Annotated in this window: 10 protein-coding genes; 4 read left to right on the plus strand and 6 right to left on the minus strand. The window is 41.6% G+C overall.

All coding sequences use genetic code 11. From position 1 onward, the window contains the following. Window positions 1–94: 94 nt before the first annotated feature. Together F612_RS0101695 and F612_RS0101700 are read right to left on the minus strand one after the other, a co-directional pair. Window positions 95–2707: a CHASE domain-containing protein gene (locus tag F612_RS0101695; protein ID WP_083917264.1), complete on the minus strand. Its 2613-nt coding sequence runs from the start codon at window positions 2705–2707 to the stop codon at window positions 95–97. 92 nt (window positions 2708–2799) lie between these two features. Beyond that, the gene (locus F612_RS0101700) at window positions 2800–4488 is read right to left on the minus strand and encodes an ATP-binding protein (protein WP_019556012.1); all 1689 of its coding nucleotides are present in this window, start codon (window positions 4486–4488) and stop codon (window positions 2800–2802) included. 387 nt (window positions 4489–4875) lie between these two features. On the opposite strand from F612_RS0101700, the gene F612_RS0101705 reads away from it, so the two are divergent. Next, entirely contained in the window at window positions 4876–5766 is an 891-nt protein-coding gene (locus tag F612_RS0101705; RefSeq protein ID WP_019556013.1) for a DUF808 domain-containing protein, read from the plus strand. A gap of 131 nt (window positions 5767–5897) precedes the next feature. Here the strand turns inward: F612_RS0101705 and F612_RS0101715 are convergent, their stop codons facing one another. The 3 genes from F612_RS0101715 to F612_RS0101725 all read right to left on the minus strand — a co-directional run bounded on the left by F612_RS0101715 (window position 5898) and on the right by F612_RS0101725 (window position 7550). Next, window positions 5898–6212, minus strand: a complete 315-nt coding sequence (locus tag F612_RS0101715) for a peptidylprolyl isomerase (protein ID WP_019556015.1) — start codon at window positions 6210–6212, stop codon at window positions 5898–5900. Window positions 6213–6245: 33 nt separating this feature from the next. Beyond that, window positions 6246–6560 carry a hypothetical protein gene (locus F612_RS0101720; RefSeq protein WP_019556016.1) on the minus strand — a complete coding sequence of 105 codons (315 nt, stop codon included), beginning with the start codon at window positions 6558–6560 and terminating at the stop codon, window positions 6246–6248. A 519-nt stretch (window positions 6561–7079) separates the two neighbouring features. Then, complete coding sequence (locus F612_RS0101725) at window positions 7080–7550, minus strand: hypothetical protein (protein ID WP_019556017.1); 471 nt, start codon at window positions 7548–7550, stop codon at window positions 7080–7082. A 500-nt stretch (window positions 7551–8050) separates the two neighbouring features. Between F612_RS0101725 and glnS the strand changes: the two genes are divergently transcribed. The 3 genes from glnS (at window position 8051) to dbpA (ending at window position 11696) form a co-directional block, all read left to right on the plus strand. Beyond that, window positions 8051–9721, plus strand: coding sequence for a glutamine--tRNA ligase (gene glnS, locus F612_RS0101730; protein WP_019556018.1), 1671 nt, complete (start codon window positions 8051–8053; stop codon window positions 9719–9721). Then, a complete protein-coding gene (locus F612_RS0101735; RefSeq protein WP_019556019.1) occupies window positions 9718–10170 on the plus strand; it encodes a DUF3010 family protein in 453 nt (150 codons plus the stop codon). The genes glnS and F612_RS0101735 overlap by 4 nt, the downstream gene beginning before the upstream one ends. A 95-nt stretch (window positions 10171–10265) precedes the next feature. Beyond that, a complete protein-coding gene (gene dbpA / locus F612_RS0101740) occupies window positions 10266–11696 on the plus strand; it encodes an ATP-dependent RNA helicase DbpA (protein WP_019556020.1) in 1431 nt (476 codons plus the stop codon). Between the two features lie 184 nt (window positions 11697–11880). Here the strand turns inward: dbpA and F612_RS0101745 are convergent, their stop codons facing one another. Beyond that, on the minus strand, window positions 11881–12345 hold the full coding sequence (locus F612_RS0101745; RefSeq protein ID WP_019556021.1) for a peroxiredoxin: 465 nt from the start codon (window positions 12343–12345) through the stop codon (window positions 11881–11883). Window positions 12346–12589: the final 244 nt, after the last annotated feature.

Here is a 12589-nt window from a genome sequence, read left to right on the forward strand (position 1 = left end):
TGCTGTATTCACTCCATAGATCGATTACAAAGTAAGCTTTATCGCATAAAAGGAGGACTGTTCGATTCATTTAGACCGTTTCAGATGCCAGGACTTAGTTCGAGTTTTTTACCATCGGTAGGTCAAAGTAAAAGGTTGCTCCTTGTCCTGGTATGCTTTCAAACCCTATATGACCGCCATGTTTTTCAATGAGTGTTTTAGTAATGGCCATACCCAGGCCTGTTCCCCCAACACGACGTGTGTCTGAAGAGTCCGCCTGTGTAAATTTATCAAAGACTTTATTTTGAAAATCGAGTGGTATACCTGACCCTGTATCGGTGATTGATACCCGAACCTTATGGTTGTGATGGTGGGTTGATATTTCTACTTGCGCGCCTTTAGTCGAATATTTCACGGCATTTGATAGCAAATTAGATAAGACTTGCATTAATTTATTTTCATCACCATGGATGTAACTTTTTTCTTCGGAAGGCTTCCATAGGTAGGAGACGCCATACTTATCTGCGTACCCTTGATTGTAAAGAACCGCTTTATCTAACAGAGTGTTGATCTCAATAAGCGATGTTTGAAGGGGTGTGTCCAAAGACTGATTTTTATTGAAGTCAAGTAAACCATTGATGAGCTGTTCAAGACGTCCACAGTTTTCATAAGAGATGGCCAACATCTCTTTCAACTTTTCAGGGCTTTTATCGAGTATACCTCCCAAGATAAGTCCCAATGACCCTTTAATAGACGTGAGTGGGGTGCGAAGTTCATGACTGACCGTAGAGATAAATTCATCCTTCATACGGTCTACTTTTGTACGCTCGGTCAAGTCATGAATGATGACGGTATAAAGGGTTTTATCGTTAACGTCTAAGGTACTGATGGCGAGCTCAACAGGGAGTCTAGTGCTGTCTTTTCGGACGGCATATGAATCACGTCGACTGCCTGAAAGAGTGAATAACCTTGAAACATCGCTTTCGCTCTCCGATTGAGGCAGAAGTTCAGGCACAATCATACTGATTGACTGTCCAGAAATTTCAACAGATGAGTAGCCAAAAAGGGCTTCACCCGCAGGGTTAATCGATTCAATATGACCGTTTTCATTGATGGTCATAATGGCCTCAATCGCACTGTTTAGAATGCCGCTGAGCTCAGCGGTTCGGCGAGTTACTAAGTTTTCAATTTGAAAAGACCGCCCACTCATTGCAAGCAAAAATGCACCAAATATGCTTGTAAATACTAGACCGCTAGCCAGTGCCGCCCATGCTTGCCAACCACGATGAGTCGTTAAAAAAGAGGGGGAGGCCCAATAATTAACTCTCCATTGTCGGCCGCCAACGTCAAGCGTATTGGTTATTTTAAATACCGCTTTTTCAAATTGCTGTGACGTATCAGGTCCATAAAGATGCGTGGACGTTTTAGTATTCACGTCATTGATGCTGACAATAAACTGATCATCTGAGTGATCCTGTAACACGGCATTTACAATATCATCAACTCGAAAGACACCCACCACAAACCCGATCAGGTTTTTTTTACGCTCTTCGAGTGTGGCGTGCCTGCCTCCTTTATATACCGGTTGCGAAAGTAAAAATCCTGCTTGATTGCCATTTTCTTGAACTAATGTAATGCGTTCTGTAGCGATAATTTTTCCGCTCAGTTGTGCCTGTAATAACGCCGCACGGCGTGCAGAATTAGACGCTACATCAAATCCAAATGCCTTTTCATTGCCAGACATCGGCTCGATATACTTAACGGGGATATATTCATCTCGGTTGTTCGCCGTGATTAATTGACCTTGATTGTTGCGCTGGGTAATTTTAAAGTCTGCAAAACCTTCTTCTCGAATATTTTTCTCAAACTGTTCACGTTGAGTCTCGGAAACAATGGGGTTCCAACTAAAGCCATTAATACCGGGTTTAGTATTTAAGGTATGGTCAACAAAGTTACGAAAATCGACTCTTGAAACATTTGAAGAGCTCGAAAAAAAGCGTTCTATATAAATAACGGAATCTTGGTAATTTTCAAAGCTAGAACGTAATTTTTCGTGGGTGTCATTTGATACTTCCTTAAAATCCGCTTTCGCTTTCCCCGACTCTAATTCACTCACCCAAAAAAAGAGGACAATAATAATCGTCAACATAAATAACAATGGCAGTGCGACTGAGTATATACGTCCTCGCCAAAGGGGTTTTGGTTGAGCAAAAGCGATGAGAATGAGTGGCACAGTGATCAGTACCCCAATGGTGTCACCGATCCACCAGGTAAGCCAGCTGTAGGTATAATCGGACAGCGAAATAATACCCGTTGCATATAAGCCCGTGACGCCAAAAATCGCACTGATGATCGAGGCCACAGGGCCGGTCAATATCATAAACGATACAATATCTTTTCCTTTTGATAAGGTCGTTGGGAAGCCGACGAAGCGACGAACCAACCAGGCGCCAGCCAGCGCTTGCAGGGTGGCACCTATTGAGGCGCTCGTAATAAATTCTAAGTTGGTCAGTGTTAGAGGTGAGTGTTCTAGCGTAACCCAGAGGTTTAACAAGAGGGAGCCGAGAAAGACTCCTGGTAACAGACGATAGCCCCAAAGTAACAAGGCGGCCAGCGCAATACCTGCAGAGGGGAAAATAGCGGTAGCGTAACCCGGAGGAATCGCCAATAGCAAGGATATATAGCCTACTAGCGCATAGCTAAGCCCTAGTGCTAGAATGCCAACCACTCCAAGCGGTATTGTTTTTATAAGACTTATTTTGTATTTAATTCTAATGCCCTCGTAGCTAATTTAATGTCTTTGGTCTGAACAAGACTGTGTCAGTCAAGCTTTACAGGGTCGCTCTCATGCTCAATTTGCATGGTATCAAGTTCAAAATAGAAGCTTGCACCTTCTCCAGGTGTACTGGTAAAGCCAATGCGGCCACCTAAGCGTTCAATAATTTCTTTAGAGATGGCTAAACCAAGACCCGTACCACCTTTTTCACGCGTGTCGGAAGAATCCGCTTGCGAAAAATGTGAAAAAATATGTTTCTGAAAGTCGGCTGGAACGCCTTTTCCTTGATCGGTTACCGAGACACGTACCTTCTGGTTTTTACAGATGAGGTCGATGTGGACAGAATCACCTTTAGGTGAATACTTAATCGCATTTGAGAGCAGGTTCGCAAAAACCTGCATTAAACGGTTTTCATCGGTGAAAACCATTGCCGACTCACAGTCATTCATTGCGACATCAAATGATACGCCAAACTGATCGGCATAATCTTGATTAGAGCTGATTGCGTATCGGACAAGATCGCCAATGATGACGTTTTCATTGTGAAAATCCATTTTGCCAGCAAGCAATTTTTCAATGTCCAAAATGTCATTAATAAGTATGATCAATCGATCACTATTTCGGTTAGCGATGTTAAGCATCCCCAAGACGTTTTCAGGCAGGTCTGCAACTCGACCACTCACCAATAACCCCAGTGCACCCTTAATTGAGGTGAGTGGGGTACGTAATTCGTGGCTCATGACAGAGAGAAATTCTGATTTGGCCTGATTGGCTCTATCGGCTTCATTTCGAGCTGTTATAGCCGATTTTTCGGCTCGTTTTCTCTGGTTGACTTCTCGCGCTAGTTTGCGGATGTAGAAATAGAATAAACCTATAATAAGTGCAAAAATGGCGAGACTTTTCAAAAATAAATCGTAATTCAAGCTATGCTCATACCTAACTCCGATCCATTTATTATGGATTTCCTTACGTTGTTTACTGGTAATGGAATCAAGTGCTTTTTGTAAAATGGGAATGAATTCTGGCCAGTCCTTGCGCACCGCCATGCCGAGTTCATATCGTATTGGCATCTCACCGGAAATTTTAAGATTGGTCAGGCCTTTGGTCTGCATGAGACTGGTTGCCGTCGCGATATTGTCTACAAAAACTTGAATTTTTCCTTGTGAAACCGCTTTTAAGCCTTCTTCAGCATTATCGAAAAGCGTTAATGGGATGGTGGGTCGGTTTGTCTTAAAATATTCGTGGGTGGCATAGTCTTTAACGACACCCACTTGCAAGTCAAGCAAACCTTTGATGCCATCAATATGACTAATTTCAGTAGTTGTCACCATGACCATTGGAAAAGAAAGGTAGGGACGAGTAAAATTAACGTATTCTAGCCGGTCTGAATTCTTTGCCACACATGAGAACATATCCAATTGATGGGTTTTAACCGCGGCAACGACTTCTGACCAGGGTTTTTCTCTCTCAACGACAAACTCAATGCCCAACTTTTTTTCTACCAAGTGTATATAGTCTGCAGCAATCCCTTGATATTGTTGGTCACCGTCGACCCATTCAAAGGGTGGCCAGGCGATATCTGGTGCAAGTCGAATGATGGAATGATTCTCTAACCAGAGTTGTTCGGTCTCACTCAGACCTAACTCAGGGCTGGGTTTTGCAAACACGATACTTGAAAACAGCGTGATAATGAAAAATGTTGTCAACAGGCTGTTTAGAGTACGTAAGTGCAAATGAATAACGTCCTTATAAATTGATGTATAAACATACTTGAACAAAATCCATTTTGCTTGAAGATAAGTTGTACTTTTAACGGTGTTTACCAGCACCTACATACAAAATATCATACATATTTTTTATTGGGTACTATAATCATTATTAAACATGTTTATTAGGGAGTCAATGTTTCTTAAATTAGAGCTGTATGCTTCTGTATATGAGGCTTTTCGTATGCAGCCATAAAAATAAATAATGGTTTATTCACATAATATTTGAGACCTCTTATTAGCGTTAGAGCAGACCTGATTATTCTGAAAATAACTATTATAGTATGATGCTGATAGGCGATTAAATTTCGAATGTGCACTTAATTTAACGAAGATGTTATTTAAAGGAATGATATGGCAACCGGTTTTTTTGTAATTTTAGATGACATAACGGCGATTTTTGATGATGTTGCAACCATGGCAAAAGTGGCGACCAAGAAGACGGCCGGTGTATTAGGGGATGATCTGGCAGTCAATGCCGAAAAAGCTTCAGGATTTAATGCTACCAGAGAGCTGCCCGTTTTATGGAAGATCACCAAAGGCTCTTTGCTAAATAAACTCATTATCCTGCCGTTTGCCTTTATCCTTTCCGCGTTTGCACCGTGGTTAATCGTGCCTATTTTGATGATCGGTGGCATTTACCTGAGTTATGAAGGTGCAGAGAAAATTTACGAAGTATTGTTCCATAAGGGTTCCAAAAGCCCTGACAATATGAATGATTCGATCGATGATGACGTGAAACAGGCATTAGAAACCAAAAAAATTAAATCGGCGATTATGACCGATTTTATTCTCTCGATTGAAATTATTATGATTGCACTGGGTGCGGTGGCACAAGAGCCTATTTTAGTGCAAATTGCGGCGGTCACCTTCGTCGCGATTTTAGCGACCATCGGTGTTTACGGCATAGTCGCTTTACTGGTGCGCCTGGATGATGCTGGCTTTAGCTTGATTGAAAGCGCCCATAGACTCAGCGGTTTTAAAAAAACCATGATGGAAAAAACGGGTTTACTGCTGGTGGCATCACTGCCCAAAATCATTAAAACACTTTCAGTGGTGGGTACCATCGCCATGCTGTTAGTGGGGGGCGGTATTTTTGTCCATAATGTCGAGGCCATTCATCATGCCATTGAATTCATGCCTCCACTGCTCGGAGAGTTGATCATTGGTTTTGTGGTGGGTCTGCTTGCCTTGGGCGTTGAGAAATTAGCGCATCCACTGGTTCAGAAAATCAAGAATCGTTAATCATTTTGAGCGCATGGTTAGGCGAGCCGTTTGAATCAACTGATGTTTTGATTGGTTGTTGGGCATTAGGTCCCATAAAAATAAAGGCTATGGCCATGGATAAAGGGCTGACGCTTATTTTTTACTGCAAATTAGGCACTTGATTCAGGAGGGATCAAAAGACGTTTTTTAATCCACAGCAGGTGATAGCCATGTACTGTTTTAATTGGGCCAATTAACGTTTCGAGTGGTTCATTAAAAATAGCCTGTTCCAATTCCTCAACCACAACACCGGGTTTAGTGAGCCCTAAGTCGCCACCGATTTTGGCAGAAGGACAGGTAGAATGGGTTTTGGCCTTCTGCTGAAAATCGTCAAGACTATTGATTTCAGACATGAGTTTTAAGCACTCGGCTTCGCTTGCCAACAAAATGTGATGTGCCTTGGCACGTGAGTCAGGGTGGAGCATATTTTTCTCAATCAAAGGGCTTGGTTAGTCATTTCAACTATTCGGTAAACGTTTACCATTCGGATTAGGGCGCATCGTTAACAAGTTTTCAACTTCATGTTCAGCATACCCACGAGTCAGGGCATAACGTGCTAAATCATTGGCTCGAGTCTGTAAGTCTTGAACGTCCATGCCGTTCTCAATCGCTTCTTCCAAACAGCTAGACAACATCTCTAACGTATCAGTTTCAATTTCATCGGCATATAAACCGCTCTCATTTAAGCGCGTAAGATTCAGGTCAAAGCGTTCCAGTAACTGGCGTGCTTTTAAAGTTTGTTTGATATCAATGACCGTTTCGTTGTGCTGCATAAAAACCTCGATAAACAAATGTGAACGTTAAGTTTTTTGTAAAAGTGTGAACCAATTTATAGTTTAACTTAATTGGCGAAGTTTTTTTAGCGCGGACTTTAAAGTGACCAGGCCTGGTCAAATTTAAAAGCCTGCAACAACACAAACTATAAAACATAAGCTGACGTATAAAACCTCCCTCCTGAAAGCAATCGTCATTGAACTTAGTGAAGAACGCGTTTAAACATTCCCTATGTTTGAGCGTAGCGAGTTTAGGGAATGTCAGCGGACAAGCTTAGTGAAATAGAGGGCATCAGCAGGGTGCCCTTGTTTGGTTACTTTATTAGGCAAGTAATAAAGTGACGGGAAGCCGAATAAAGGAATTTAGAAAGAATTATTGAGATAAAAAGGCTTCTCAACAACACATGAAAATTAACTAATAAAGCTACGAGACTCTGTCTTGTCGAATGATATTGATAGTGTTGTACTTAGTGCTTGAATCTAAGGCGTCCCTTGTTTACTTCTTTTTTACTAAGTGTTTTAGAAGATTAAGACCTGAGAGCCTGTACCTATATTATTTACGCTTACTTGCTTTGCTATTGTCTTTGCTAGAGATAACTGTGCACCTGTTCCTGATAAGTTGATGAATAATTTCTGATTTCTAGGCAAGTAAATAACCTGCTCAGCACCAGTTGATGATATTGTTCCACCTCCAAATGGGAAATTTAGTTCACCTTCTTCAATTCTTACGTTTGCCCCAGTTGCAGAAATATCCAGATTCACTGTGTCTCGGGTGTGGAGGGCTGATACAACCAAATTACTTTTAGGTAAGCTATATACTGTTGAAATTTTGGGCTTCATCATTGAATAAACAGATGAACTCAAATTTGATGCGGTAATGTTTTTAGGATAGCTTTCATTAGGTTTTACTAAAGAATAAACCCCAACTGTAATGCCTATTACGGTGACGAGTATACTTATGACCGTCACTTTGAATTCGACTGTCTTCATGGCATTTCCTTTTGTCTAACTTAGGCATGTAAACCCGTATTCAAAATAGGTTAACTATTTTTAAAAATCTTAATATAAACTTATTGTGGATTGTAATTTAGTATTTTTTCGACGTTTCATGTAAATAATTAGTATTTAATGTCATGAAGCTTTTATGGTAAGTGATTGATTATTGTTGTATTAATGTTGATAGATTGTTTTTTATGTGTATCAAGTAAAACTGGATAAAACTATGTTTTACATTATAGGGTTTAGTTGAGTGATTTAAGCCACGTTGCATATGAAAAAGTCGGTTTTTATAGGCAGAAATCAGCGTTTAGCGTTCAAAAGTTTGAGGGTTTGGATTTATATTTAATCGTATGGTATCAGTGGCTTTGTTATTAAATAAGGCAAAAGATTAATATGCTATAATTCGCACTATTTATGCCACCCTAAAATAATCGCGTTAAACGCGGGTTTTAGAGGGCAATTTCACACGATATTTATAGGTTCTATCAAGCATGAGCAAAGTCGAAACAGTCGGGCGTCCCGCCAATTTTATTCGTAATATCATCAACGATGATTTGGCGAATCATAAGCATGAGATGGTGCATACCCGTTTTCCACCAGAGCCAAATGGTTACCTGCATATCGGCCATGCAAAATCCATCTGTTTAAACTTTGGGTTGGCTGAAGATTACCAAGGCCAATGTAATCTACGTTTTGATGACACGAATCCAAGCAAAGAAGATATGGAGTATGTCGATTCCATCAAGAAAGATGTTGCTTGGTTGGGTTTTGAGTGGGCGGGGGATATCCGTTATTCGTCTAACTATTTTGATCAGTTCTACGGTTACGCTTGTGAATTGATTGAAAAAGGCTTGGCGTATGTCTGTTTCTTAAACGCCGAAGAGTCGCGTGAGTTTCGTGGTACTTTGCGTGAAGCGGGCAAAAATAGCCCTCACCGTGACAGTTCACCTGCGGAGAACCTAGATCTGTTTGCCAAGATGAAAAATGGCGATCTCAAAGAGGGCGAGTGTGTTTTAAGAGCTAAGATTGATATGACCTCATCGTTCATGTGTCTGCGTGATCCAACCTTATACCGCGTGCGTTTTGAGACGCATCACCAAACGGGCGACAAGTGGTGCATCTACCCGATGTATGACTTTGCCCACTGTATTTCGGACGCGATTGAAAACATTACTCATTCTTTATGTACGTTAGAGTTCCAAGACAACCGTCGTTTGTATGACTGGGTACTGGATAACCTGAATGACTTTAATAAACCAGATCGTCCGCATCAGTATGAGTTCTCGCGTTTGAACTTGGAATATACGGTGATGTCGAAACGCAAATTACATCAGTTAGTCGATGATAACTTGGTCTCAGGTTGGGATGATCCACGTATGCCGACCATTTCTGGCTTGCGTCGCCGTGGTTATACCGCTGCCGCTTTACGTGACTTTGCCGAGCGTATCGGTATCTCTAAAGTCGATAGTATGACAGGCATGGATATTTTAGAAGCGGTGATTCGCGATGACCTCAACAAGATTGCGCCGCGCACAATGGCGGTGATGGACCCGATTAAGGTCGTAATTGAAAATTACGAAGGTGAGTGTGAATCTATCCAAGCGCCGATTCATCCACAGAACGAAGCCATGGGCAAACGCGAGATTTTCTTCGGTAAAGAGTTGTATATTGACCGTGCGGATTTTGCAGAAGTCGCGCCAAACGGTAAATATCAGCGTTTAGCGTTAGACAAAGAAGTGCGTCTACGTAATGCCTATATCGTGAAAGCGGTCAGAGCCGATACGGATGCCGAGGGTAATTTCACTACGATTTACTGTACTTATGACCCTGAAACCTTGGGTAAAAACCCGGCAGATGGCCGTAAGGTTAAGGGGGTAATTCACTTTGTCGAAGCCAGCAAAGCATTACCCGCCGTCTTTAGAATTTATGATCGTTTGTTCAGCGTGGAAAATCCCGTGAAAGCAGACGATTTTGAATCGGTTTTAAATACCGATTCGTTAGCCGTAAAACAGGGGTTTGTAGAACCAGGCCTGGCCAATTCAGAAGCAGAGAAAGCTTATCAGTTTGAACGTGAAGGCTATTTCTGTCGAGATAACCAATCGGGCGACGTGCAGGTGTATAACCGTACCGTTGCTCTTAGAGATACTTGGGGAACAAAATGATTGAGAGTAAAGCGCAAAGAGTTTGTGGGGTTGAGATCGCCGGTAACGAAGCCATTATTACGATTTTATTGATGGAAGATGATATGTTCTTTTTGCCAGAATGCCGTGTCAACCGCATTGCTTGCAAAGATCCTGACAATGTCAGTGAATTGAAATATTTTCAAAAGACTTTTATGAAGTTGGCAGAAGATTACAAAATTAATCACATCGTCATTCGTGAACGCCAGAAAAAAGGCAAGTTTGCCGGTGGTGCCAATGGCTTTAAATTAGAAGCCGTTTTACAAGTCGCCCCTGGTTTAGATGTGGTTTTAATGAACCCAACAATTCAAAAACAGCATTTAAAGCATTATCCAATGCCGATTACCTTTGCTGAAACCGGTTTGAAGAAATTTCAAGAGCCATCTTACACAACGGCCTTTGCTTTTTTTGCCGGCAAGCACGAGTGGTAATAAGCGATTTAGCTTTGAACTACCAATAAAAGGGTGCTTTACAGCGCCTTTTTTTAACCCCCATTTATTTGTACCTTTTGAACATTGAGAACCTTATGTCTAACTCTGACAAAAAACCTTCTAAGCCTTTAGCGGATATTCCATCGAACGACTCTTTTTCACATTTGGATTTGCCTTTAGCGCAACTGAATAACTTAGAGTCCCTGGGGTATACCAGCATGACGCCGATTCAAGCGGCGGCTTTGCCATTGGGATTAGGCGGTAAAGATTTGATTGCCCAAGCCAAAACGGGCAGTGGTAAAACTGCTGCCTTTGGTATTCCCGCATTGAATAAAGTGGATGTCAGCAATTTTGCAGTTCAAGTCTTGGTGATTTCGCCAACGCGTGAATTGAGTAATCAGGTGGCAGACGAATTAAGACGTTTGGCGCGTTTTCAAGCCAACCTTAAAATCGTAACGTTATGTGGTGGTGTGCCAATGCGCCCACAAATCAACTCGTTAGAGCATGGTGCACATGTGGCCGTTGGTACGCCAGGTCGTTTGCGAGATCATATAGAGAAAGGCCATTTAGACTTAAGTCAAGTACATACCGTCGTGTTGGATGAAGCGGACCGTATGTTGGAGATGGGTTTTGTCAACGAGATGGTTCATATTTTGGGCTTTACTCCAGAGAGTCGTCAAACTTTATTGTTCTCAGCGACGTTTCCAGAAGATATTGCGGGGTTGAGTCGCCGTTTTCAAAAAAATCCAATGCAGATTGCGGTGGAATCCCATCATGATATGGCCACCATTGATCAGCAGTTTTATATTTGTCATCATAAAGAAAAGCTGGAAGGTTTGGTGAAGATATTAAGCTTTAACGCCTTTGAGCACGGTATTATTTTCTGTAATACCAAGAAGCTGGTACAAGAGGTTACGGACTATCTTGAAGATCGTGGTTTCAGCGCTTTGGCGTTACATGGTGATATGGAACAGCGAGAGCGTGAGCAGGTGTTGATTCAGTTCAAACATCACAGTGCGAACTTATTAGTTGCCACCGATGTTGCGGCGCGTGGCTTGGACATAGAAGCGTTGCCTGTGGTGATTAACTATGAATTACCTTATGAGAAAGACACTTATGTGCACCGTATTGGTCGTACAGGGCGTGCTGGACTGGAAGGGGTTGCGATCACCTTATTTACTGAAAAAGAGAGCTATAAATTGGCGCGTTTAGGGGAGCATCAAGGACAGGCTTTGTCTTATGAGTCGATTGACTTGATTCCGAATAGCCGTAATAAACGGGTGCAGCCTAAGTATGTGACGTTATATATTTCGGGTGGCCGTAAAGATAAGGTCCGTCGAGGCGATGTCTTAGGTGCAATCACGCAAGGTGCAGGCATTGATGGTAAACATATCGGTAAAATCGATGTGGTTGAACATTCAACCTATGTGGCGATTGAACCTGAATTTGCACAAGAAGCGGTCAGTAAAATGAACCAAGGAAAAATTAAGGGACGTAAGTTTAAAGTCGGTCGTTTAATTGCTTAAATTTGCAGATAAACTGATTTAAGGATTGTATTTCAATCACGAATCTAACGTTTTAAATGTACAAACCCAAATGACCCTACGCTTACATGGTTTTGCAAAATCGCAAGACATGCCAGTACTGGTCATTTGGGTTTTTTTATCTCTCAATATAAGTCGTTGAAGCGTATTACAATCTAAATAGCATTTATAGGGCTTGAACGGCTTCTAGCATCGCTTGCGCATGTCCATCCGGTGAAACGCCATAAAGTGCTGCTTCTAACATCCCGGCCTTATTGATAATAAAAGTCGAGCGAACAATGCCCATCTTTTTCTCACCATTTTTCTCTTTCTCTTGCCATACGCCATAATCTTCACAGACTTGCCCAGAAGTATCTGCCAGTAAATCGACTTTTAAACCAAACTTGTCAATAAAGGCTTGATGACTTGCACATGAATCTTTGCTGACGCCGATGACCACAGAATCGGCCGCGGCAAACTGCGAGGCCAGCTTGGTAAACTCATTGGCTTCAATGGTGCAACCTGGCGTATCGTCTTTTGGATAGAAATAGAGCACAACATTTTTTTGGCCCTTAAATTGACTTAATGTAATCATTTCATTGTTTTGATTAGGGCTGCTGAATTCAGGTGCCGTTTGATTTTTGTCTAACATGATAGAGTCCTTGCTTAATAATAATGATGAACGTGTCTTAGCATCATAACCAAACTGACGCTAAATTTCTTCCATGAATCGAGTAAGGTAATTTAGTAGAATAAGCTAAAAGTCTTAGTTATTGCAAATAATCACTTATTTAAGTGTTATTTTAAACGCTTAAGGCAAAGCATTGAGGTAAAATGAAATCCTACTTTTAGGCCTGCTTGTCGTCATTAATTACCCATTCAATCCGTTGTGAGTC

This window comes from Thiomicrorhabdus arctica DSM 13458 (assembly GCF_000381085.1).
Taxonomy (GTDB): domain Bacteria; phylum Pseudomonadota; class Gammaproteobacteria; order Thiomicrospirales; family Thiomicrospiraceae; genus Thiomicrorhabdus; species Thiomicrorhabdus arctica.

What these genes read in the sequence shown, in the direction of transcription:
- F612_RS0101725 (WP_019556017.1), bottom strand. Translation starts at nt 7,550, where the DNA reads ATGAAGACAGTCGAATTCAAAGTGACGGTCATAAGTATACTCGTCACC.
- glnS (WP_019556018.1), top strand. Translation starts at nt 8,051, where the DNA reads ATGAGCAAAGTCGAAACAGTCGGGCGTCCCGCCAATTTTATTCGTAAT.
- dbpA (WP_019556020.1), top strand. Translation starts at nt 10,266, where the DNA reads ATGTCTAACTCTGACAAAAAACCTTCTAAGCCTTTAGCGGATATTCCA.
- F612_RS0101715 (WP_019556015.1), bottom strand. Translation starts at nt 6,212, where the DNA reads ATGCTCCACCCTGACTCACGTGCCAAGGCACATCACATTTTGTTGGCA.
- F612_RS0101735 (WP_019556019.1), top strand. Translation starts at nt 9,718, where the DNA reads ATGATTGAGAGTAAAGCGCAAAGAGTTTGTGGGGTTGAGATCGCCGGT.
- F612_RS0101705 (WP_019556013.1), top strand. Translation starts at nt 4,876, where the DNA reads ATGGCAACCGGTTTTTTTGTAATTTTAGATGACATAACGGCGATTTTT.
- F612_RS0101745 (WP_019556021.1), bottom strand. Translation starts at nt 12,345, where the DNA reads ATGTTAGACAAAAATCAAACGGCACCTGAATTCAGCAGCCCTAATCAA.
- F612_RS0101720 (WP_019556016.1), bottom strand. Translation starts at nt 6,560, where the DNA reads ATGCAGCACAACGAAACGGTCATTGATATCAAACAAACTTTAAAAGCA.